Consider the following 24,363-nt stretch of genomic DNA (forward strand, 5'->3'; position numbering starts at 1 on the left):
GAGAATTGTATCAAAAACAAGGTCGAGACACTGTTTTGTACCAATCGAACCATTTGCACCGACATTTTGTGTGTATATACATATATTTTAGATATTTTAGATATGTTAGAATAAATTGAGTTACTTTCATCTAAAATACTAATATTATAATTATTATAGGTACAATAGGTACAAATGGTATAATATATATTATATATATTATAATATAGTCTATTGTTACTGTTTTTTCTTTCAATCTTAGAAAATATATTTTGTATGTAAGCGGTACAATAAGTGGTACTTTGTACCATATCAGCAAAAGAGTATCTCATTGATCCTCCTCCTAGAAAACCTGATAACTTTTTTATGGATGCCGTTATGACATACTTTATAGTCTTTCCTTCCTTGATTTACAATAACAATACCTTCATCTATCCAATCGTTTTTAGTACGTGTCGAGTCAAAACCCGACCTTTCCATAACCTTTCGAAGTTCTGATGGGATTATATCGATATACTCGGTATCGATCCAACCATAAAATTCGTGAAATTTGTTGTTATTGTGTGGCTTCTCAAAATCATAAAAACACATGTTCTTTGATTGAACCCAGTCCATTACAGTGTGTAGTGCTCTTATGGAATAGTTTTCAATTGGATTTTCTTTGACACATCTGATAAAGAAATGATCAATTATCTTATGGGGTTCTATTGGTTCTATACCTGTCTCTGAAAAGATATCTTCCAAGAGCATACCTGCTACTAGTATAGTGGCAAAAGTTCCAGCCATACGATTTGTTTTCACGTTATCTTTTGTAACGTATCTCTCTCTTGCCATCTTATACATCATTTCAAGTTTGGGCATATACTCATACAATTTCCTAAAATAAGGTTCTGTAAAATGTCCGAAATGATCTTTTCGAATATCAGCTGCATGTTTAATGTTCTCGATCACATCCTGAGTTAATCCTCCACGAATCTCAATTGAACGTACCTGCTGGCCTGAAAAACTTTTGTGTGAAGTCAGTGGTCTCTCACCTGTAGTGAGTGCAACGGTTTTCCATTTCCCAGTTTCACGTAAACCACCTTCTTTATGTCCTCTCATCCTCCCCTGCTCATTAGCAAGCATGTATACTAGTGCCTTTAATACATCTTCGGACTGTTGTGTTCCCGTTTCATCAAGGTATAAGGGCAGGTCAGTATACATCTGTGCAAGGATCTCTGCTGCTGTCTTGGTAGTATCTCCATTGAACCTTAACGTATCAGCATCACCTATCATCGACATTGCTAGGTCGTTAGTGAATGTTTTCCCTATACTGGACTCACCATAATGGTCAAGAATGAACGATTGGATGTTCAGTAATCTGAGAAGTGGAGCAGTAAAGACAGCGTACATCTTAAAACGTACTAAAGGTAAATGTATTATCGGATTAACAGCATCGATCCATGCCTGTATATCTCCAGATACTTTTAGACCCTCATACGCCTCTTTCATTAGTGGCACAATGTCCAACACTTCACCGTTTGAAAACCCTCTATTACCAAACGCGAAAATAGTATTCTCACATTTCCATCCATTCTTTTCAGTAACGAACCTTCTTGGCATCTCAGGACCGTTTACCATCAAACATGAACTCAAATATTCATTCATGGTAGAAGAGTTCTTTTCAATCAAATTGATACCTCTACTCGCCAACCTCATAATGCCACGACGGCTTAAAGCATCCTCTTGAGATACCCATTCCGTATGTGGTCGATTATATATGTTAGCGAACTTGAGCTGTACCCAATATTCACCAGTATCTATGTTATGACCTGTTGCTACTGGTATACAAGGTGTTCTGCAAAAAGCTGTGTAATAAGGTTCATCACCAGAACTCTTTACAGTTCGGATACACCCTTCAAATATATTATATTCATTGGGTACCCTGTACCCAGCCCATTTACCATCAATTTGAGTATTTGAGAAATACCATGATCTATTTCTGACCTTATCACATATGATCCTGAGTGATAGCTGGACTGCGAGTTCAGATTCCTTATCCTTGATATGTATCAGTTTAAGTATCTTTGATCGAATGATATCTTCCATTCGACCATCTAAAGTACCGTTAAGAAAACTACCCTCTATTGATCTGTGTTGATCGACTATTGGAGAATGTATCTTGTACCTGATAACCTGACCACTATCAAACTCAAACAGAAGCTTACAATGAATAACATCATTTACACTAAGGATATCACCTTCCACAACATGCTCAATTTCCTGTTCATCATTACTAATTTCATTTGTTTGTGAAGAAGAGGCTGCCATACCAATCACGTTTTCCTTTATTTTGTTGACGACCACACATTTCCATATAAGAAAATACGCGATAATCAGGTACTATTTCAAAACAAGACCTGTTCATCAACTCAATCATCTCCCTGAACAGCCATTCCAGCAATTGCAAATACCCGTTTTTTAATTTCACCGATACCTACCTTATATGAATATTCGGCAAGTATCATGGGAATTAATCCATTATTGCAAATATGAACATTATCCAAACTCGCAGCCAACATCTCAGGATCTTCTCTCAATTCCTTATCAAGAGAAAATAATAAAGGAAACCTTAACTGGTACCATTTAGCAGAACGTTCCCCAGGCTCAATTTTATCAGTATCAAAAGCGAACCCAATTCCATTAGGAACTTCTTTGATACTTTTGAACTCTGCTATGGTCTTGTTAGAGTTGCGTTTATACTGAACTCCATTATTATTGATCGGGATAGTAGGTAATACCATAATTTCAACTCCTCCACAAGATCAAAATCGATCAAAATCAGTTGCATCAAGTTCAACTATACTGCACAGGGACTTGGGCACCCATTGTTCTCTTTCATCTAACTTGAAGAGGTACGCCATCTCAGTCTCACGTTCAATAACACACTCCTTAAAATCAAGTCCCTCTTTCCTGCAAAACCAGTCCTCAATTTCCAAAGTATGGGAGGGAAGAAGTTTAGATGTATCTTTGACACTAACCCTCATGTTTAAACCACCTCTTCCTGTGTCATTAGACCAGAGATACCAAATTGACGTTTCAATGCCAAAGCTTCCGCACATTTACTTATCATGGCCGAAGGATATGTCCTCCACGTGGAGCTGTTCTTCTTATATTCACTGAAAGGCGCATATTGGAGTACAGGTTCTTTCCCCTCTCTTTCAACAATGGCCCAAGCACCCATGATCTCACCACGGTCATTGGAACCAAAAGAATGTTCAACAAGATTCTCAGCTACATTCATAGTGAACAAATCGTTTTCATGAACAACAGCCGACTTGATACCTCTAAACTCAGGGTCACGTTGTGCGATCTTAAGATATCCATCTCTTGAGGTCATGATAGATTTCATTTCAGGTGAATAGAATATCTCTTTTAGGAACGGATCCAATCCATATGTCTTGCAAATATGGAGAAACATTGCAAGTTCATTATCATCAGCACCTCTTGCAACAGTGTTCTTTATCGTAAGTACCTGGTTCTCAGAATAATGTACCGGCTGATGAGATCCAGTTTTCAAACTATTTGGTTTAATTTCCCCACAACTCATGTCGGTAATTATTTCAGGTTGAAGCTCATATTTTGATATATCCTCGTCACCTGATTTTTCACTTTGGACAGCAAGATCTTGGATGGCGGGGATATTCTGCTTATCATCTTTTCTAAGAACCTGGGAAATTGCTACACTTTTCTCAGATCCTTGTTCTACAAGTTCAGCAACTTGCAGCTTTTGTTTCTGTGTTAGTTCTTTCATTTTATATGCCTCACATAGTTTCATTTACAAGTTATTTTTTTTATATCGTATAGTCACACTAAATTCTGTTCTCACGCTTATTCTCACTCCATTTCTCAGCCAGCTCTTTTTTTCACATAATCTGTTAATTTGACAGACTTATTGATCAACATTGAAACGTCATGACTGAAACTCTCTCAATTCGATCTTCTTTAAAAAGAAAGCTTAAATCAACTGACCAACAACCCAAATCTAGCTGACACTTAAGTATAACTATAACAGTACTTTTATTTAAAGATAACCATAGTCAGACTTTAAGACTACCAAAGTAGTCATTAATTATAAATAGTCTAACCATGATACTACTTTTTATGGAACAACGCAAAAAGAAAGAGAAGATTGGAATCTCAATAAGTCCTAATCTTAAACGGGAAGCTGAAGAAATAATGGAACGTGAAGAAATTCCTACCATGTCTGATTTTATTTCACAGGCTGTTATTGTTTATATTGATAGGTACAAGCGTGAACAAAGGGAGAAATATTTTGGGACACGTGATGATCCATATAGTAAGAACGATAATTCGAATGATCTAAATGAAAAACCTGGTAGGTTGGTACGTATGCAATAATGTCAGTAGAGTAGGAGGTGTATTAAACGTACGTCAAAAATAAATGTAAGAAATGTGGTCATGAAGAATATTTCGAAATTGAATCGACTGTTCGGTGTGAACAATATGATGGTGAGATTGAAGATATGGAGATAGTGAGCACAGTCGATAAGGAACAACTGGTATATGATATTTTCAGGGAGTTGAATGGATTCATTTACCATGGTATCACTACACATGAACTATGCTATATATTGAAAGATAAGTTTCGAGTGGCGTACAAATACTGTTGTGACATCATCGAGGAATTGAAGATTAAGCTTGATATGTATTGTCCTGACAGAGAACATTTGTATTATGTGGATCAAGTGGTTCCAAACGGGAAAAAGGTTTCTTAACTTTTTGTGTGAGACTACACCCGAGCTAAAGGTTCAGGTGCATATTTTAATGATTATATTTTTGGCATAAGCCCAAATAAATATATACTACCTGTACAAATCTCTTATTGAACATCGATGACCTCATAAGTTTCAGAAATCACTGAAATCATTGAATGTTGTTTGTGTTATGGGATCGAATGTTCTAAACTGGTAAATCTTAAACAAGATCATTAGAAGGGATTTAGATGAAAATAATAATATTAGGTGGTTTTTTAGGAAGTGGTAAGACCACTACATTGATAACTCTTGGCAAATACCTTGCAGATAATGGTAAGAAAGTAGCTATTGTTGTAAACGAGATAGGTCAAGTTGGAATTGATAGTGATATCATTAATAAATATGGGTTAACGACAAAAGAGATCACAAGTGGTTGTATTTGCTGCACACTTAAAGTTGATATGAAGACAACAATAACACAACTCTATAATTCATATTCACCTGATTATCTATTAGTTGAACCATCAGGTATTGCATTTCCTAATATGATAAAACAAAACATAGAACTTATGAACTTTGATGATTCTATTGAGATCGCACCTTTGGTCACATTAATTGATGGTAGTCGATTTACAGATATTATGAAATCGGTAAAGAACTATGCAATGAGGCAAATTGAGGACGCTGAGATCATGGTCATAAATAAGATTGACCTATTAAAGCCGATCGAAGTACCTATAATTGAGGAATCTGCACGTCAGCTTAACAAGAATGCAATTATTATTAAAATGACTGCTGACCCTAAAGATGCAGGTTTTAATGAACTTCTTAATACAATAATAGGTTTTGATGAATTTGTTAATACAATATCGCCTATATTAGCTGAAAAGAATATTTCTTTAGAGACTAAAATTGATGTTGATCAAACTGGGTCTCCTAATCTATTGGAAATTGGGGGTTTGGATGGGCATCCGCATTATGATAGTCGTTGCTCTGGTCTAGCATCCTATGCAAATGATTACCTGATAAAGGTCGATGATATAGAGATAGATAATGCCAGATCTATAACTTTTGAGATTGCAAAAAAGCTTAAAGCAGATATAGTTAGGGAAACTCCTGAATTTGTTGGTCATATAAAAATGTTTTTGGAGACTGGGGAAATGACAGTAAAGAGCAGCACAACATCATATACACAAGAGCCAACAATTGAATTACTGGACCAATTTTCAGAAAACAAACCTCATTTCAAGATACTTACAGCAGTTTCAGGGATCGATGAAGAAAAGCTTAGGCACATAGTGGATGAGAATATAAAATTGAACTTCAATAAAAGAAATATGGTAATATCAAAATCACATGATGAAGATCATCATCACCATGATCACAATCATTGAATTCGTTTTCATTTTCATCTAAATAAAAGAATATGACTTTATTTGCTGGATGAAAAACCTATCATTCACAAGCGGTGAACTTCAATTCAAATCTGTTATGAATAGAGAATAGAGATAAATTTATTTTTGGCATATAGCCAAACAAATATATACTACCAGTCCAAATTTATTATAGAACATGAATGGTCCCATATTTCACAAAGATCAGTTGGAGTGTGAGGTCGAATGTTCTAAACTAATAAATCTTAAACAAAAGCTTTAGAAGGAATTTAGATGAAAATAGCAATTATAGGTGGTTTTCTTGGTAGTGGAAAAACCACTTCGATATTGAAATTGAGTGAAATGCTTACTGAAAATGGTCAAAAGGTGGCTATATTAGTTAATGAGATTGGTCAAATTGGTGTTGATGGTGATACTATATCGAGTACTGGGCTTATGACAAAAGAACTTACAAGTGGATGTATATGTTGTTCCATATCCACAAGTCTATTAGCCACTTTGAGCGGTATTAAGAAGGATTTTAATCCAGATATTCTTTTGATCGAGCCTACAGGGATAGCATTTCCGGCTCAGATAAAGGCTAATATTCAGGATATGGACTCTGAACTGTTCACATTTGCACCAATTATTTGTCTAGTTGATGGTAAGAGGTTTATTGATGAATTTAAACAAATTCCACGGTTTGTGATAAATCAAATAGCTGAATCTGAGATTATTGGTATAAACAAGATAGATATCACTCCAGCTGAACTATTACCAGGCGTAGTTAAAAGACTTAAGGATATTAACAGTAAAGCAAAGATAATGCAGTTCTCAGCTAAAAGAAATGATGAAAAGTTTCAGGAACTGTTTGATCATATATACCATGATAGTCAGGTGAAATTATCAAAAGAACTTTTTGAACAGGCAGCATATTCTATGAAGATGTCTGAGATATCTACTTATTCTACAGAATATTCGTTGTACATGAAGAATATTGATATGAACACTGCTAAGTTTGTAAATGAGAGAATATTGCAAGAAATAAAAGGAAAGGTTATGAAAGATAGTTCTTTGTTCGTTGGTCACATGAAAGGTATAATGTATTTGTCTGGAAAGATAATCAAGTCGAGTATTACTTCATTTAATGAATCACCTGATTCAAGTATATATGAGACAGAAGATAATGCTGATCGTAAAAGTGTTTTCAAGATACTCACAGCAGTTACTGGTATGGGGAACAAGGAAGTTCAAAATATAGTGGATGAAACAGTTTCTAACGTGTTTGAGTCTGAAAATATAGGGTTTGAAAACATAATCTCAAGTCAACCTCATGAACATCACCATTGATTTTATGATATCAGTTGGCTTGACATTTTTACTATTTTCTATATTTCAAATCAAAAAAATTTTTTGATGGAACTAGTATATTCGAGATGCTGTTGACTTATTACCTAAGTTTGCCAGTCACAATTAATAAAAGTGTTCTTAGTTTATGTTGAAGTTTTGATTGAATAATGCAAAACCAAAAACACTTTTATCTCTTGTGACTGGAAACATAGTGATACAACCAAAAGGAATGGTTTTATTTATTTTAAGTTCTGTTAAAGCTAGACTGTTTTAATTCATTAGAATATTTATGTTAGATTTTCATTAGTAGAAATTAAAGTGCAAGTTATGTGGAAAAACTATAAATGCATACAATATCCATATCTTAAATTATTTACTTTAAGGAAAAATAATTTATGGCCTTGGATGTAATACCTGCAGACCTGTCGAATCTCACACCTGGTGAAAAGCGAGTTGCAAATAAACTAAAGGACGTTTACTCTGACATTGATTATGAATCATACCTTTATGTTCAACCCAGATTAAAGAACTTAAATCCAGATTTTATCCTAATAGATGCCTATAAAGGTATATGTATAATAGAAGTCAAAGATTGGGATTTAGAATACATAAAAGATGTAGATAATGTCCATGTATGGGATTTGAATGGAAAGAGATTAGAGAATCCTGCATTAAAAGCAATTAGATATTTAAATACTGCTAAAAATGTTCTTCAGTCTGAAAAGTCCTTTTTTGATGATAAAGGTACATTTAACCTAAGGGTTTTTACTAGGGTTGTCTTTACTAATATAAAAAGTTCTGATTTAGATGCCTTCAATCCCTGCTTTAATCAAACTCCTGCAGAATGTGTCGGCTCTGACGATCTTAGAAAATTTTCTCTTAATAAATTATTCTTGGAAGGCTCATGTTTTTTAGATGAAGGCCTTATGTCGAAAGTTAGAGCTTTGTTCTTTCCAGAAATAAAAGTAAAGCCTGTACAAACCAATCTGTGGAAATTTAACAGAAAGAAATGTCTTTTAAGTTCTTTTATAGCCACCCTTGATAGTGAGCAAGAAAAATTCGCCAGGCAAATACCATATGGTCACTTTATGGTAACAGGAGTACCTGGGAGTGGTAAAACAGTGATTCTTTTGTCAAGAGCAATCCATCTTGTTAAAGAGAAGCCAAATTGGAATATTCGAGTGCTTACATATAATCGCACCTTAGCTCACCAACTCCAACAAAGACTTGAGGATTTGCAAGATGATCTTGAGCTAATGGGCGTTAATTACCAAAACATAAAAACCTCCACATTTCATTCTCTTGCGAGTGAAGTATCAACTAAACCTGCTCCAACCATTAAAAACAGTGAATACTGGAACAATATCCTACCATACAATGCTATTGAAGAAGCCGTACCAACCTATGATGCGGTTCTGATAGATGAGTACCAAGATTTCAAAAACCACTGGATAAAACTTTGTTTATTGCTATGTAAAAAACATGAATATAATGGTAAACTAATTGAAAATCTATTCCTTGCAGGAGATAGATTGCAAAGTATCTATAACAAGAAAGAACATAGCTGGAAAAGTCTAGGTGTCAATATTGTTGGCAGATCGAAGCTACTCAAAACATCTTACCGCTCTGGCAGCAATCATGTAAATCTTGCTTTAGATTATCTAATGAAAGACGAGAAACTCAGGAAAGAGGTTACACAATTCTATGAAGGACGAAATAATATCGTTTGTAACTGTGAAATTGACAACAATATTGATTTCATAAAAGGAAACATAGATGTTGTGAACAAGTACCTTAAATCTCTTTTTTCAGATAAAGAATACAATCCTGAAGATGTTCTTATCCTGGTTCCCACTGCTAAGGGTAAGAATGGAACCGAAGACATATATAAGAATCTGGATGAACAATTGAAAGTTATAAGCAAAGCAACTAAGGATAGAAGCGGCGATAAAATGGATGTAATCACCTATCATTCTTCAAAGGGATTAGAATGTAAGGTTTGTGTTTTAATGAATGTAGATGCCATAAATGACAAAAAACTTCTATATGTTGGTATGACTAGAGCATCTGAAAAACTATGTATCCATTCATTTTCAAAAGATGGCGGGCCCACTTTTAATCAATTGTTATCATGTTATTCTGATATGACTAGTCCTGGTGAAGACGTTAAGAGTTTTAATTATGATGTTGAGAGTTCAGCTAATAATAAAATCTCTTTCAACACGAAAGAAATCAAAAAAAGCTCACCAAGAGCATATATGAAATGGGACGAAACCGAAGAAACTAAACTTATAAATTTATTTAATTCAGGAAAAAGTATAGAAGAAATTGGGTACATTCTTGGAAGAAATAAAGGTGGAGTTAAAATTAGGCTTAAAAAATTAGGCATATTTGAAGAACAAGATCAAAACTCACTGGATGTTGTAAATAATTTTACTAGAGAACCCAAAATAAATGCATCTCATGGTGAAGATAATTCATATCAAAATAAAATATTAGAAAGCCCAAGTTATGATGTTTACAATAGCAATAAAGATTCTATTCCTACCAATCTACAAAACAAATCTAAAAAAGGTAATACTTTTAAGGATAAGATTAAAAAATACACCTCTTTTTTGTACAAAAAATAAAAATTGGTTTAGATAAATATAAAAGCACAAAGACTATCTTAGCAAATTTAAGTTCTTCAACTTAACTATATTTTTGTCAAACAACTAACCCCTTTTGAAAAACGTTCTTCTAATTTTTCTGTAATCAGCTCAAGTTATTTTTAATGGCTATAAAAGATAAAAACAACTCCATAAAGAAAATGTAAATATATGAATAGTAATTTTATATAGTTACATTGTTAGCACTTAATCATATTGTCCAAAAAAAACTTATGAGTTTGAAACTAAATCATCTGATTAACTGGAGTGGAAAAATTGGAACGTGGAGAAATCAACGATTATCAGCGAAAAGCAGCATCATATATATCTGGACCGTTATTGATTCTAGCTGGTCCAGGGTCCGGGAAAACACTTACAATAACTGAAAAGGTCGTAACACTGATAGATAATGGGTTTGCACCTGAAAAGATACTTGCACTAACATTCTCAGAGAAAGCAGCTGGGGAAATGCAGGATAGGATTGAACAAAAAATAGGATCAGATTCTGGAATGACAGTTTCCACATTTCATTCATTCTGCAATGATATTATCAGAGAGTTTGCTCTTGATACAGGGATCGATCACGGAACGCGTCTGATATCAAAAGAACATTCACATGTATGGGGGATGAAGAACATTGATACTTTTGGTTTTGAACATATTACAATACCCACATCCCCAGTTGATCTCATTACAAGTTTGCTAGAAGGCGTTTCACAACTACATGATCACCTTATATCCCCAGAAGAACTTAGAGTCTATGTAAATAACAAATTAGCTGCTGAAAATGAACTGGGTGTTGATGAAATTGATCGGTTACATAAACTTAGTGACCTCGCAAAGTTCTATGGACATTATCAAGAATATAAATGGAAAAATAATTTTATTGACTATGATGATATGGCCACACTCACGTGCAAATTGCTTGAGAATAATAAAATTGCTAAAAAAAGTATCCAGGGAAAATATGATTATATAATGGTTGACGAATTCCAGGATACCAATTATGCTCAGTTATATCTTGTGAACTTATTGTCAGAAGAAGGTCATTTGACCTGTGTAGCAGATGATGACCAGTGTATCTATAGGTTCAGAGGTGCCTATCTTTCTAATATAGGTCAATTTGAAGACATTTATCCAACCCTTGAAAAGATCAGTTTAACTTTTAATTACAGGTCAACAGAGCAGATAGTAAAAGTTTCCCAGGACCTGATAACTGCTAATCCTGATAGACATGAGAAAGAGATTGTTTCATATAATGGAGAAGGTGAACCTGTAAAGGTAGTTAGATCACCAGATGATGTAAGTGAAGCAGAATGGGTTGCTAGCGAGGTTAGAAGGCTTATAAATGAAACTGATATTGAACCGATGGATATCTACATTCTCACACGTAAAAGGGCGGATGGTAAAAAGTACAGTGATGCCCTAAAAAGACAAATGATCCCTGTAGAATATGTTGGTAATTTGAAAATAACAAATTTACCTGTTGTACAGGAAGCACTTTCCTATATACGCTTTGTTTCAGACCCGTTCAATAATGGTATTGCTTTTGCAAAGATACTTTCCAGGGAAGGCGTGAGTGAGCATACATTGCAGCAAATCAATATAATGGCGAAAAAGCTCCAAAAAAAGGATAATATGCATGGTGATGGCATTTATTCTGTATTGCTCTATCATTTAGACAAACTGGGTCTTGATCAAGAGGAACTTGTACGGTCCATAATGGATAGACTCCATGAACTAATTGAGTATAAGAAGAACCACCTCCCCTCGGATACCTTGAAATATTTACTTATGGAAGTCACAGACCTTTATCGGTTACAAGTTCAGGAGAATACTAAAAGTTCACGCAGGAATATTGAGGTTTTGAACTCGTTGGTAAAGATGGTAGAGGACCTCGAGTTAATTGAGGGGAACAATGAACTCTATGATGTGATGGAACATCTTAATCTTGTATCTGATATGTCGATAGATGAAGGTGAACCAAGTGATGACAATAGTGTCAAGGTAATGACGATCCACCAGTCAAAAGGAAAAGAGGCGAAGGTAGTCTTTGTCTGCGATATGGCAAACAGGCATCTCCCCTTACAGTACAAGAACAAACAATTCACAGTACCATTTGAGCTAGCAAAGGGTGTTCAAAGGGACGTGGAAGAAAAAGTTTTACATCTTGAAGAGGAGAGGAGACTCGCATACGTAGCAATGACTCGTGCACAGGAACAACTTTATCTTGTTTTCCCGGAAAGGTATACTGGTAATGTTAGAGGAGTGAAACCAAGCCAGTTCTTGGAGGATATCGATTATACCAGAAACCCACTTATAGAGTTGATAGAAGCCGAGCCAGTTGTAGAAGAACTTGGACTTGAAACAAATTCACCTTTAAAGAGAAAAATGGTGGAACAAGAGGATCTTGTTAATATGTATACAAAACAGGGTCAGTTCAGGCACGCTCTTGATTCATTGGTACTCTTAGCTCAATTAAAGGAGCTGGAGAATGGCGGAAATCCTGAAAGTATAGAACTTGCAGACATTTTGACAATAGATATCAAGACATCAGAAGAATTACAGGACCTGACTGATAATAAAGTACCACCACTTGTAGATCCTGGAATGCGATTCTCTGCATCAAAGATCAAGACATATGAGGAATGTCCGCTAAAGTTCAAGTTCCAGTCGATATTACATATCCCAACTCCACAAAAGGCATACTTCAGGGTTGGCACAGATGTTCATGCTGTCCTTGAAGAAATGGCAAAACTAAGGATACGCGGTGAAAAGATCGATATGGGTCTTGCAAAGGATATGTTGGATAGGTCATGGGAATCCTGTGATTTCACCTCCGAGACACAGGAACAACAGGAATATAACAAAATGCAGAAAATGCTTGAGTTCTGGTTCGAATTCGAGAAAGATAACACCAACGAAACAGTAGAAGTTGAAGAATGGTTCGAACTTGATATTGATGGTGCTCATTTTGGTGGACTGATAGACCGTATTGACCGGACACCAGATGGTGAGTATATTGTTATAGATTACAAGACAGGGAAGAGCACAACTAGTAAGAAGAAGTTAAATGAGGATGTTCAGATGGCATTGTACTGTCTTGCAGTTAAGGAGAAGTATGGCAAATTACCCATCCAGGCAGGTCACATGTATGTTCATCCAGATAATGCTGAACTGAGATTGGTTGATGTTAGTGAGGAGAATGTGGCGAAAGTGCTTGATAGGGTAAGAGAAATTGTATCCAGAATATTGGCCGAGGACTTTGAGGTAACAGGGAATCCTAATTGTCGATTCTGTGACTATAAAGGAATATGTAGTTTTGGGGAGTGAATCACTTTAGTAGAAGAATACTAAGAAGGAGCACATTTAGGTAAATATTTGTGATACCAACATTTTAGGTGTCATGTTATGTTATATCAGGGTATTTTGTTCACCCATGAATAATTCTGTTATGAAAACAGTGCAATATTTGGTCTGAATAATCGGAGATGAAAAATAAATTTGGAAAGTATTATATATGCCATTGATATTAAATGTTTAGTTAGTGGGTGTAAATTGTGATAACAACCTTAAAAGCAATCGGTGAATATTCTCTACAAAGATCAAATATAGACTTGGAAAAGCCAATAAATGTACTTGTGGAGAATCCCAATGATAATGGATATTACAAAAACGTCTTTGTTATTTTAATTAAACATGATGTAAATTCTTATATTTTTCAAGAAGTGGAACACCAAGAGTTCTCAAAAGAACGTTTAGATAAATATCTGTACAAAAAAGGATCATCTAAAGGACCTGACCTAACTCCAACTGCAAAGTTGACAGAGGCTCATAAAACCCTAACCAATAAGATAATTGGCTGGTTTAATGGTGTACTAACTAAATCGAATAGTTCTTTGGATGAAGATGAATATTCTCTTCTTAGTTCCATTAAAGATGTTTTAGCGAACAACTTTGAGTTGATAATAGAACAGTTAAAAGAACTCATAAGTGGCCTAGATGGAAATGAAAGCGCGATTGTTACAATTGCTATAAATGAAGATGATCAGATAAAATATGTTGGCGACATTGATGTTTTCAAGAAACTTCTAGTAAGTAAAAGTACTTCCGACCTTTATGATAAATATGGCGTTATTTCAAAACAAGAAAATAAAACGTGTTCAGTTTGCTACCAAATAGCGGATGAGGTATTTGGCTTTTCTACACCATATAAATTTTATACTGTAGACAAACCTGGTTTTGTGGCGAGTGGGTTCGATCAAAGTAACGCATGGCAAAATAATCCTGTGTGTCTCAATTGCTCTTTAAAAGTAATTGCTGGTAAGGAATACATAGAAAAATATCTAAAGTTTAATGTATACAGGCTTGATTATTTCATTATACCCAATATCTTGGTAAAAGAAGGCATTGAAGATATCTATTCAGTTTTTGAGGACTATAGTACAATAGATGTTTCCTTGAATAAAGAGTACGGTAATTTCCTAAAGACAAGAGAAGACGATCTTCTTTATTACCTCAGTGATCTAGAAAATCATCTTAACATCGATCTCATGTTCTTTGCGAAAAGTAATGCACAGTTCTCTATAATCTTACACATAAAAGATATACTACCATCTAGACTGAAACATTTATTCATTTTAAAAGATGAAATTGACCGTAAAATCATTTTTAAAGAGAATATATCTCAAAACGAGATCCATCCAATTGAGTTTTCACTTAATAACGTCTATACTTTTTTCCCGAGTTCTCGTGAACACCCTGACAACACCAAATATTTTTTGGAAATAATGCATTCGATATTTACTGGTAGACCTATAGATTACAAGTTTTTGCTAAAGAACATATTGTATCATATACGATATAAACATAAAAATGAACAATCTAACAGGTGGCATACACTTGCGGGTCTTCAACTTCTTGATTATGTATATAGGCTAGGTATTTTGAACGGATATAAAGGAAATGATAACATGGACCAGCAGGATATATCAAAGCTACTTGAAGATGCAGATGTAGATAGTACTGACAGCTACGAAAAAAGGTCGAATAAAATATTTAATGAATTCGATGACTTTTTTAATATGGATGCAAAGAAGGCTATTTTTCTTGAAGGTGTGCTTGCCCAGTATCTATTGAACATACAATGGCAAAAACGTAAAAGCACACCTTTCAAGAATAAATTACGAGGTCTAAACCTTGATGAGAGGTATGTTAAAAGATTGCTACCTGAGATACAAAACAAGTTAGACCAATACGATGCAAATTACTATTCAGGTCTTGAAACATTGATATCTAAATATATGATACAGTCTGGAAATGGCTGGAAGCTTTCAAATGATGAAATCAGTTTTTATTTCGTTTTAGGAATGAACCTAGCAAGTTACGTAAAACCACAAACATCAAGCCAATCAGATGATCAAGGAGAGATAGATTTATGAACGAAATTGTAACTAACAGATCAGAAATAGTGTTTTTGTATGATATTAAAGATGGAAATCCAAACGGAGATCCTTTAGATGATAATAAACCGAGGATAGATGAAGAAACAGGTATCAATCTAGTGACAGACGTTAGACTCAAACGTACTATTCGTGATTATCTCTATAAATACAAGAAAGAAGAAATATTTATTCGTGAGATCGAAGATGATAAAGGGCATATCCAAGATGCTAAAGCGCGTGCAAGAGACTTTCTTACTATAGAAGAACCCGTTAACACCCTTCAAGAAGGAAAGAATAACATCAATGAGAACCTTTTAAAAGAATGTATCGATGCTAGGCTTTTTGGTGTTACTATTCCACTCGAACTGAAAATTAAAGATAAAAAAACTACCAAATCGCAAAAATCATCTATTATCCATACAGGACCGGTTCAGTTTAAGATCGGTAAGTCCATGCATCGAGTATTCATAAAGCATTTTAGAGGTACCGGTGCATTTGCATCTAAAACCGAAACAAGTCAGAAAACCTTTAGAGAAGAAGATTTTTTACCATATTCTCTTATTAACTTCTATGGTATTATTAATGAAAATGCAGCAAAAGGTACTTTACTTACCGAAAATGACATAAAATTATTACTTGATGGTATATGGAATGGTACTTCCAACTTGATATCAAGGACCAAGTTTGGACAGGTGCCACGCTTGTTGCTCAAGGTCAACTATAGTGTAAATAGTTATCACATTGGAGATATAAATGGACTTTTAAAGCTGGTTTCAGATACAATTGATGAAGAAATAAGAGATATATCTCAGGTTAAATTAGAACTTGCACCTTTACTGAGAAAGCTAAGTATCAACAAAGATAAAGTAGCTAATATAGAATACTTAGCTGATGACAATCTCAGTTTCGTGGTTGATAATGATCCTGTAAACCTTAAAGATTCTCTTGAAGATATTGGAATACAGACTAAGATAATTACATTATGAAGGTCGGTGTGATACTATGAACGTACTGGTGTTTGATATTTGGGGTGAATATGGTCATTTCAAGAAGCATTATACTACTACTTCACCCCTAACATATTCAATACCACCAAGAACTGCCATTGCTGGTATGATGGGTGCAATTATTGGATTAGGTAAAGAAGAGTACTCAGAGATCATGTCTAAAGATAATTGTTACATTGGTGCTCAAATACTAAATCCTATAAAAAAAACAAGAATTTCAGAAAACCTGATCAACACTAAAAGTGCCGACATGATGGCTCGGATAAAAGACAGAACTCAGATAAGGTTCGAGGTGTTAAAGGATGCAAAATATAGGATATATTTTTCCCATATATCTGCTGACATATATCAAAAGGCACACGAAATGCTGAGTTCTCATAAAAGCTTTTATTCATTATCTCTGGGGTTAAGTGAACATCTAGCTAATTTTGAATATGTTGGCGAGTTCATATGTGAAAGAGGTATTTTAGGTGAAAAAACAGATGTATTGACAGTAGTTCCTGAAAAAAATATTGAGAAAATGTTCTTCTTTGACATGGATGGTCAAAAAAACAAAGAGTATTTTTCTGAATCTATGCCAGTTGAAATGACCAATGAGAGGGTAGTTTTAGAGTACACTAATGTGCTATACGAGAAAAACGGATATCCAATTACATCAATACCTAAAGAACATTGGAACATTGAATGTGGTGGAAGTATTGTGTTCCTTTAAACTTCATTCTCATCCTTATAAACTACTGTACGACCATCTCAATCATGTGGGGGAGAGATGTAAGCGCGTTGCATGCTCAAAACACTTGAACTTTTCTGCATTCGGTATATCGAAACAAGATTTTATCAATGTCGCATATGTTCTTGGAATTTCGCACGATTTTGGGAAATCTACATCTTATTTTCAAGAACATTTATTTGGAACACATAAAGACAAATATCAAAATATTAGGAGCAGACCACATACACAACATGGTCTGATATCTGCTATATTCACATATTATCTACTTGATAAACTACTCGAAAACGATACTGATATGAAAATGAGTTTACCTATAATGGGTTATTTAATCGTAAAAAGGCATCATGGTAACCTTGATAATTACGATAAAGAGATTAATGTTCTTGTAGATGAAACTAAAAAAGATATTTTAAGAGATCAATCTAAAATGGTCTATAGGGATGAGGTAGAGAAGATATACAAGTTATTATTTGAAGATAAGATAAACGTGAACATAAATGTTCCTAGTTTCTTGGATGATATCCTTGATGTTGTTAATGCTATTCACAGACCTTCAAGACTAAAGTTCCAAAAGATCTTAAAGAAAAATAACACAAATGAGTATTATTTAATGTTACACGTTTTATATTCAATCTTGATAACTTGTGATAAGCTAGAAGCCTCGGATTTGAATTATCCTTCATGTAATATTAATGTGCCAGTCGATATTGTTGATAGGTTCATAGAAGGTTCATGTTTTGATCAAACTATGGACACTATCAATAATATTCGAGATGATATCTATTCATGTGTTACCGGTCAAGTCGATAAAGTAAACCTGGACTCGAATAATATTTTCACATTAAATGTCCCAACTGGTACTGGAAAGACACTGAGTTCATTTTCATTTGCATTAAAGCTCAGGGAACGTATCTATAAGGAGTGCGAGTATAAACCTAAAATAATATATTCATTACCATTTTTAAGCATAATCGATCAAAACTTTAAAGTTATAGAGAAGGTCTTTTTGGAAACTCAAGGGACCAGTCCTACTTCCGATATTCTCCTAAAACATCACCATCTTGCAGATATATCCTACACTAGGTCTAATGAAAGTGATATGGATACACCAGATAGTCTTGCGATGATAGAGATATGGAACTCAGAGATTGTGGTGACTACATTTGCTCAGTTTTTCCACTCTATTTTCTCTCATAGGAACAGAGCACTCAAAAAAGTACATAATATTGCAAACTCTATAATTATTTTAGATGAAGTTCAGTCGATACCTCATAGGTATTGGGGCGTATTAAGCAGTATTTTGAGGTCTTATGCACACTATTTTAATACCTATATCATTCTTGTTACTGCTACTCTACCTCTAATATTCGATCCCAAAAAAGATGATATTCTTGAACTAGTACCCAATAATAAGAATTATTTTGATAGTTTGAACCGTGTTAATTTGGATATTAACCTAGAACCAGAACATATCGATACATTCAAAGATAAGTTAGTCGACGATATTGAGGACAAGTATGCTCATAATGATGTACTTATTGTAATGAATACCATTAGGTCATCTATCGATGTATATGATCATTTAAAACAACTGGACCTTGATGATACAATTTATTATTATCTATCAACAAATGTTATTCCAAAGCATCGTATTGAGAAAATAGATGAAATAAAAAATAAAGGTATAGGTGAGGTGAGGAAAGTCATAGTTACTACACAAGTAGTTGAAGCAGGAGTTGATATTGACGTAGATGTTGTTTACCGGGACCTAGCACCTTTAGATTCTATAAATCAAGTTGCTGGTAGATGTAATCGTAATTCTACAATGAAAATGCAAGGGACTGTTAAAGTAGTTAATATAATGGATGATAATAAAGAATTGAATAAATATATTTATTCTACGTATCTCATGAACACAACAAAAGATGCACTTTCGTCTAATCATTCTATGCTGATATCAGAGAGTAGCTTTTATTCACTAAATATGACATATTTTAATAAATTGAAAATGACAAGTAGTAGTGACGAATCTCAAGAACTCATATCATGCATAAACATGCTTCGATTCCATGATCTAGGTTCAAACTTTAAGTTGATCGATGACCAAGATTTCCATAAAATAGATGTTTTTGTAGAAGTAGATGAACATGCAAAAAGTATATGGACCGAATATCTAAACTTAAAGGATATGGAATATGGAAATAAGAGACATGAAGGTTTGATCAAGATAAAAAACAAATTCAATGAACATGTCATCTCAGTTCCAAAAAAAGATTTTGCGTGCGAGTATTTTGATGACCTTGAAATTGGTTATATTCCTATTGATCAATTAAAAAACTATTATAACAAAGATACAGGTTACATATTTGAATTACCTACATCGACCATATTTTGATTAACATGCTTGTAGATATTGTAATTATTAAACTGTTTACAGTCCCACATTTCCGTGGAAATGCTGCACAATTGAGAGGATACATAGCTACTAAGTTCAATGAGTATGAGCTCTTACATCAACATCGTGCTGATAAGGTACTATATACTTACCCAAGAGTGCAGTACAAGGTCATTGAAAATATACCAATGTTAGTAGCTATCGAGGAAGGAGTAAATGTATTGCAAGATATCTATGGGGAATTAAACGAGATTAAAACAATGAACAATACATATAAAATAACATCTAAGCAGATAATTGCGGAAAAAAGAGAGTTTGGTTTAGCTCGGGAACAAAATAGGTATGAGTTTGTAACACCATGGTTTGGTCTGAATCAAACCAATTTTAAGAATAAATATTTGAAGGTGTCTGATGAAGAGCGTGCAAGTATACTACGTAAAACAATCACGGGGAACTTACTTGCACTCTCCAAATCCTTAGGATACTACGTTAGTGAAGAGGTCAAATGTAACACATATTTAAGGGCAATGCCTACCAGATTCAAAGGTGAAACTATAGTCACATTTAAAGGTCATTTTAACACTAATTTTGTTATACCTGATTATCAAGGACTAGGGAAATCTGTATCACGTGGTTTTGGGACAGTGAAATTATGCAACTTGTAATAAATTCGTATGGTTCATTTTTAAAAAAGCAGAATAACTGTTTTCTTGTTAAGAAAGATGATGATGTATTCGAAGTATCCGCTAATAAAGTTCAGAGTATCCTTATATCAACATCTTCTACTATAACAACAGATGCTATCGAGTTTGCTATTGAGAACAATATAGACATAGTTTTTCTTAATAAGTTTGGATATCCTTTTGGTAGGGTTTGGCACTCAAAACTTGGAAGTACTACACTAATTAGGAGGAGACAGATAGAGATTGCAAATACTCAAAAAGGTATAGAAATGGCTAAAAGCTGGATAGACATCAAGCTAGCTAATCAAATAAGTCTTTTAAAAGACCTTAAAAAGAACAGAGCTGATAAAAAAGAGTTTATTGATGAAAATATAAGAATAATAGGGAATATGCAGGCAGACCTTAGTGAACTTAAAGGTACTCTTGACGAAATACGTAACAATATCATGGGGCTTGAGGGTATGTCGTCAAGAGCATATTTTGATGCAATAAGCTATAGCTTACCAGATAGATGGAGCTTCAGTGGAAGAAGTAGGCAACCTGCAACAGATGGTTTTAATTGCATGCTGAATTATGGATATGGTGTTCTCTACTCAATTGTAGAAAAAGCATGCATAATTGCAGGACTTGATCCCTATGTAGGCTTTCTTCATACAGATAACTACAATAAGAAATCACTAGTATTTGATCTGATCGAAATGTATAGGATTTATGTAGATCGATCGGTCATTTTCTTATTTTCAAAGAAAAAAGTCAAAGATACGTTTTTTGATACAATTCCAAATGGACTGACATTGAACAAAGAAGGGAAGGTTCTATTGATAGAATCTTTGAATATTTCACTTGATAATAAAATCCCGTACAATGGAAGAAATGTAAAAGTTAGGAATGTTATACAACATGACCTCCATAAAATTGCTAATTCGTTAATTAAGTAGGTGGTGGTGATACTATGTTAGTATGGGTCATATATGATATTACTGAAAATTCAACTAGAAAAAAAGTTAGTGACGCATGTAAGAACTATGGTCTATACCGTGTTCAGAAAAGTGTATTCCTTGGTGACCTTAATGATAATCAAAGGGATTCATTATCTATAGAATGTGAAGATGTTATCGATGAAGATATTGATTCTGTATATATATTCCCAATGACACAGGATTCTTTTAATAAGGTCAAACTTCTAGGTCAAGCATTTAATCGAGAACTTGTGAGTGACTCTGTTATAACTAAGTTCTTTTGATGATAACTATGGAACCCGATTAGATGATGCGGAAGGACTAAATCAATTGGGTTATAACTAAGTTCTTTTGATGATAACTATGGAACTAGATACTAATAATCCTATGATTACAATAACAGACGTAATGGAATATACCTATTGTCCTCGTTTCATTTATTTCATGTATTGTCTTGATATACCACAGTATGAAGGGAGTAGACTAAAAGTTCAAAAAGGTCGTGAAATACATCATAAGAAATATATACACAACAAGGACTATTTCAGAAAGAAATTGGATTGCTTAAATAAGGAGTCAGAGGTATTCTTATCATCAAGTAAGAATCGAATAAGGGGAATCGTTGATGAAGTGCTGTTCCTAAATGATGGGACAGCTGCTCCTTTTGAATATAAGTTCGCTGAACATACAGATCGAACATATAAACCACATATATATCAACTGTTGATACAGGCGCTGTTGATAAAAGAGAATTATGGGAAAAATGTAGAAAAGGGTTACATTTGTTATACTCGCAGTAATAACCTTGTTAAAGAAATAAAGTTCAACATGTCTGATTTTAATAGAATTGAACGTGTTATTGATGATATACTCCGTATAATTGAAAAAGGAATGTTCCCAAAACCTACCTCTACCAAGAAAAAATGTGTTGATTGCTGTTATAGGAATATTTGTGCATGACTGACTGTTCCCACAGGTAAAGCTATGAAACTTTTTATAGGATAAGACTTAGTTATCGATAATTTCTTATATTTATAAACTATTCTATAATTTACTAACAAGAAAAGTAGCTCAGTAATTGGGGTAATTTGAAGTGTTTATTAGGTAAATGAAGGAAATTTTTCCCCAATTCAAATGCAACATCCATTAAAACAAGGATTGAAACGATTTCTAGCATCGATGATCTATATCGGTTCGTTCAATTCAAATGCAACATCCATTAAAACAAGGATTGAAACAGAATAGAATTGCAGATGCTGCCAGAACGAGCAACCCAAATTCAAATGCAACATCCATTAAAACAAGGATTGAAACAAAGCCATCCAGGATGCACGTAGTACAGCGCTTGAAATTCAAATGCAACATCCATTAAAACAAGGATTGAAACCATAATCCTCTTACTATAGAAGGTTGGGTATATACATATTCAAATGCAACATCCATTAAAACAAGGATTGAAACCAATGGAGGTTTACATAGGAATTTTTGATATAAAATTCAAATGCAACATCCATTAAAACAAGGATTGAAACCACCAATTCGGAGATCCATATATACTATTAAGAATAAATTCAAATGCAACATCCATTAAAACAAGGATTGAAACAGATCAAAAACATAGATGGTGAAACGCGAGTCATTGGATTCAAATGCAACATCCATTAAAACAAGGATTGAAACTGGTGGTTTTAGGTTCTGGTGTACTAACTGTCATGGATTCAAATGCAACATCCATTAAAACAAGGATTGAAACTGTTGAGAATCATCTCGGCTTGAGCAGTGTTCCCAAATTCAAATGCAACATCCATTAAAACAAGGATTGAAACCATAAACTAAATTATCTATACTCATGTGTCTGCATATTCAAATGCAACATCCATTAAAACAAGGATTGAAACAACATTCCTGAACCGCCACCGCGGAAACCTATCTTATTCAAATGCAACATCCATTAAAACAAGGATTGAAACAATCATAATTTATATGAAAAATTCCTATATAAACCTATTCAAATGCAACATCCATTAAAACAAGGATTGAAACCCGGATTAACAGAATCTGAAACCGTGTCGGACAAGATTCAAATGCAACATCCATTAAAACAAGGATTGAAACCTAGTGGACTTAGTTTTACTCCATGTTGAATTAGAAAGATTCAAATGCAACATCCATTAAAACAAGGATTGAAACTCTTTAAATTCACAAACTTTTCTTATATACAAATCATTCAAATGCAACATCCATTAAAACAAGGATTGAAACGGACATTTCATACCTACTATATCAAGAGATATTACTTATTCAAATGCAACATCCATTAAAACAAGGATTGAAACAACATTCGTATGTTGGAAATGGTATTTCTGTATCTAATTCAAATGCAACATCCATTAAAACAAGGATTGAAACTTCTCCCAGATTGTGGCGTCTCATAATCAGGGAGATCATCATATTCAAATGCAACATCCATTAAAACAAGGATTGAAACACTCAATCTGGTTTAACATATGATCAACTCTTCATAATTCAAATGCAACATCCATTAAAACAAGGATTGAAACTCCAGGTAGTTCTGGTGACGGTTCTTTTGCTATAGGATTCAAATGCAACATCCATTAAAACAAGGATTGAAACTCAGCCGGTGCAGAGATTGCTGCAAGAAGGCCCAGATTCAAATGCAACATCCATTAAAACAAGGATTGAAACCATATAATTCGTCTTCTCTATTCCAATCTGAAATCCATTCAAATGCAACATCCATTAAAACAAGGATTGAAACTTTCAGTATAAAGATATCTTGGTCTTGTATATGATAATTCAAATGCAACATCCATTAAAACAAGGATTGAAACGGCACTACACACTATGTGGTTCACTATATATATATCTGATTCAAATGCAACATCCATTAAAACAAGGATTGAAACTTGACATCATGCACGATAAACGAATCAAGCACAGCATTCAAATGCAACATCCATTAAAACAAGGATTGAAACTTCCATGAACGCAGGGTACTGGATTGACACTCCGGA

General features: G+C 34.1%; 18 protein-coding genes and 1 CRISPR repeat array (1 of these 19 running past the window's edge). Of the genes, 14 read left to right on the plus strand and 4 right to left on the minus strand.

From position 1 onward, the window contains the following. Window positions 1-291: 291 nt before the first annotated feature. The 4 genes from J2T59_RS04705 to bet all read right to left on the minus strand — a co-directional run bounded on the left by J2T59_RS04705 (window position 292) and on the right by bet (window position 3,772). Entirely contained in the window at window positions 292-2,325 is a 2,034-nt protein-coding gene (locus J2T59_RS04705; RefSeq protein WP_259134478.1) for a DUF927 domain-containing protein, read from the minus strand. 65 nt (window positions 2,326-2,390) lie between these two features. After that, window positions 2,391-2,762 carry a hypothetical protein gene (locus J2T59_RS04710; RefSeq protein ID WP_259134479.1) on the minus strand — a complete coding sequence of 124 codons (372 nt, stop codon included), beginning with the start codon at window positions 2,760-2,762 and terminating at the stop codon, window positions 2,391-2,393. A gap of 21 nt (window positions 2,763-2,783) precedes the next feature. Beyond that, window positions 2,784-3,005, minus strand: coding sequence for a hypothetical protein (locus J2T59_RS04715; RefSeq protein ID WP_259134480.1), 222 nt, complete (start codon window positions 3,003-3,005; stop codon window positions 2,784-2,786). 2 nt (window positions 3,006-3,007) lie between these two features. Next, a complete protein-coding gene (gene bet / locus J2T59_RS04720) occupies window positions 3,008-3,772 on the minus strand; it encodes a phage recombination protein Bet (RefSeq protein WP_259134481.1) in 765 nt (254 codons plus the stop codon). A 350-nt stretch (window positions 3,773-4,122) separates the two neighbouring features. Between bet and J2T59_RS04725 the strand changes: the two genes are divergently transcribed. From J2T59_RS04725 to cas4, 14 genes are all read left to right on the plus strand, one after another. Continuing rightward, complete coding sequence (locus tag J2T59_RS04725) at window positions 4,123-4,380, plus strand: hypothetical protein (RefSeq protein WP_259134482.1); 258 nt, start codon at window positions 4,123-4,125, stop codon at window positions 4,378-4,380. Window positions 4,381-4,505: 125 nt separating this feature from the next. Then, window positions 4,506-4,757 carry a hypothetical protein gene (locus J2T59_RS04730; protein WP_259134484.1) on the plus strand — a complete coding sequence of 84 codons (252 nt, stop codon included), beginning with the start codon at window positions 4,506-4,508 and terminating at the stop codon, window positions 4,755-4,757. A gap of 227 nt (window positions 4,758-4,984) precedes the next feature. Next, window positions 4,985-6,130: a GTP-binding protein gene (locus tag J2T59_RS04735; protein ID WP_259134486.1), complete on the plus strand. Its 1,146-nt coding sequence runs from the start codon at window positions 4,985-4,987 to the stop codon at window positions 6,128-6,130. Between the two features lie 273 nt (window positions 6,131-6,403). After that, window positions 6,404-7,459, plus strand: a complete 1,056-nt coding sequence (locus tag J2T59_RS04740) for a GTP-binding protein (RefSeq protein ID WP_259134488.1) — start codon at window positions 6,404-6,406, stop codon at window positions 7,457-7,459. A 395-nt stretch (window positions 7,460-7,854) separates the two neighbouring features. Beyond that, window positions 7,855-10,089 carry a nuclease-related domain-containing DEAD/DEAH box helicase gene (locus J2T59_RS04745; RefSeq protein WP_259134490.1) on the plus strand — a complete coding sequence of 745 codons (2,235 nt, stop codon included), beginning with the start codon at window positions 7,855-7,857 and terminating at the stop codon, window positions 10,087-10,089. A 294-nt stretch (window positions 10,090-10,383) separates the two neighbouring features. After that, window positions 10,384-13,440 carry an ATP-dependent helicase gene (locus J2T59_RS04750; protein ID WP_259134492.1) on the plus strand — a complete coding sequence of 1,019 codons (3,057 nt, stop codon included), beginning with the start codon at window positions 10,384-10,386 and terminating at the stop codon, window positions 13,438-13,440. Between the two features lie 227 nt (window positions 13,441-13,667). After that, window positions 13,668-15,548 carry a TIGR02556 family CRISPR-associated protein gene (locus J2T59_RS04755; RefSeq protein ID WP_259134493.1) on the plus strand — a complete coding sequence of 627 codons (1,881 nt, stop codon included), beginning with the start codon at window positions 13,668-13,670 and terminating at the stop codon, window positions 15,546-15,548. Beyond that, window positions 15,545-16,537, plus strand: coding sequence for a type I-B CRISPR-associated protein Cas7/Csh2 (gene cas7b / locus J2T59_RS04760; protein WP_259134495.1), 993 nt, complete (start codon window positions 15,545-15,547; stop codon window positions 16,535-16,537). Before J2T59_RS04755 ends, cas7b begins: the two co-directional genes overlap by 4 nt. A gap of 16 nt (window positions 16,538-16,553) precedes the next feature. Then, on the plus strand, window positions 16,554-17,270 hold the full coding sequence (gene cas5b, locus J2T59_RS04765; protein ID WP_259134496.1) for a type I-B CRISPR-associated protein Cas5b: 717 nt from the start codon (window positions 16,554-16,556) through the stop codon (window positions 17,268-17,270). Continuing rightward, entirely contained in the window at window positions 17,257-19,686 is a 2,430-nt protein-coding gene (gene cas3, locus J2T59_RS04770; protein ID WP_259134498.1) for a CRISPR-associated helicase Cas3', read from the plus strand. The genes cas5b and cas3 overlap by 14 nt, the downstream gene beginning before the upstream one ends. A 5-nt stretch (window positions 19,687-19,691) precedes the next feature. Next, window positions 19,692-20,351, plus strand: a complete 660-nt coding sequence (locus J2T59_RS04775) for a CRISPR-associated endonuclease Cas6 (protein WP_259134500.1) — start codon at window positions 19,692-19,694, stop codon at window positions 20,349-20,351. Continuing rightward, window positions 20,339-21,307, plus strand: coding sequence for a CRISPR-associated endonuclease Cas1 (gene cas1 / locus J2T59_RS04780; protein ID WP_259134502.1), 969 nt, complete (start codon window positions 20,339-20,341; stop codon window positions 21,305-21,307). Before J2T59_RS04775 ends, cas1 begins: the two co-directional genes overlap by 13 nt. A 14-nt stretch (window positions 21,308-21,321) precedes the next feature. Beyond that, entirely contained in the window at window positions 21,322-21,612 is a 291-nt protein-coding gene (gene cas2, locus J2T59_RS04785; RefSeq protein WP_259134504.1) for a CRISPR-associated endonuclease Cas2, read from the plus strand. Between the two features lie 79 nt (window positions 21,613-21,691). Then, window positions 21,692-22,288: a CRISPR-associated protein Cas4 gene (gene cas4, locus J2T59_RS04790; RefSeq protein ID WP_259134506.1), complete on the plus strand. Its 597-nt coding sequence runs from the start codon at window positions 21,692-21,694 to the stop codon at window positions 22,286-22,288. 168 nt (window positions 22,289-22,456) lie between these two features. Next, window positions 22,457-24,363: a CRISPR direct-repeat array (repeat unit 37 nt; unit sequence ATTCAAATGCAACATCCATTAAAACAAGGATTGAAAC); it runs 183 nt beyond the window's last position.

It is taken from the genome of Methanosalsum natronophilum, from assembly GCF_024808815.1.
GTDB lineage: Archaea > Halobacteriota > Methanosarcinia > Methanosarcinales > Methanosarcinaceae > Methanosalsum > Methanosalsum natronophilum.

Excerpts from the sequence above, each read along its gene's own strand:
- J2T59_RS04710 (WP_259134479.1), bottom strand. The coding sequence starts at position 2,762 with ATGGTATTACCTACTATCCCGATCAATAATAATGGAGTTCAGTATAAA.
- J2T59_RS04715 (WP_259134480.1), bottom strand. The coding sequence starts at position 3,005 with ATGAGGGTTAGTGTCAAAGATACATCTAAACTTCTTCCCTCCCATACT.
- bet (WP_259134481.1), bottom strand. The coding sequence starts at position 3,772 with ATGAAAGAACTAACACAGAAACAAAAGCTGCAAGTTGCTGAACTTGTA.
- J2T59_RS04725 (WP_259134482.1), top strand. The coding sequence starts at position 4,123 with ATGGAACAACGCAAAAAGAAAGAGAAGATTGGAATCTCAATAAGTCCT.
- J2T59_RS04730 (WP_259134484.1), top strand. The coding sequence starts at position 4,506 with ATGGAGATAGTGAGCACAGTCGATAAGGAACAACTGGTATATGATATT.
- J2T59_RS04735 (WP_259134486.1), top strand. The coding sequence starts at position 4,985 with ATGAAAATAATAATATTAGGTGGTTTTTTAGGAAGTGGTAAGACCACT.
- J2T59_RS04740 (WP_259134488.1), top strand. The coding sequence starts at position 6,404 with ATGAAAATAGCAATTATAGGTGGTTTTCTTGGTAGTGGAAAAACCACT.
- J2T59_RS04745 (WP_259134490.1), top strand. The coding sequence starts at position 7,855 with ATGGCCTTGGATGTAATACCTGCAGACCTGTCGAATCTCACACCTGGT.
- cas7b (WP_259134495.1), top strand. The coding sequence starts at position 15,545 with ATGAACGAAATTGTAACTAACAGATCAGAAATAGTGTTTTTGTATGAT.
- cas5b (WP_259134496.1), top strand. The coding sequence starts at position 16,554 with ATGAACGTACTGGTGTTTGATATTTGGGGTGAATATGGTCATTTCAAG.
- J2T59_RS04775 (WP_259134500.1), top strand. The coding sequence starts at position 19,692 with ATGCTTGTAGATATTGTAATTATTAAACTGTTTACAGTCCCACATTTC.
- cas1 (WP_259134502.1), top strand. The coding sequence starts at position 20,339 with ATGCAACTTGTAATAAATTCGTATGGTTCATTTTTAAAAAAGCAGAAT.
- cas2 (WP_259134504.1), top strand. The coding sequence starts at position 21,322 with ATGTTAGTATGGGTCATATATGATATTACTGAAAATTCAACTAGAAAA.
- cas4 (WP_259134506.1), top strand. The coding sequence starts at position 21,692 with ATGGAACTAGATACTAATAATCCTATGATTACAATAACAGACGTAATG.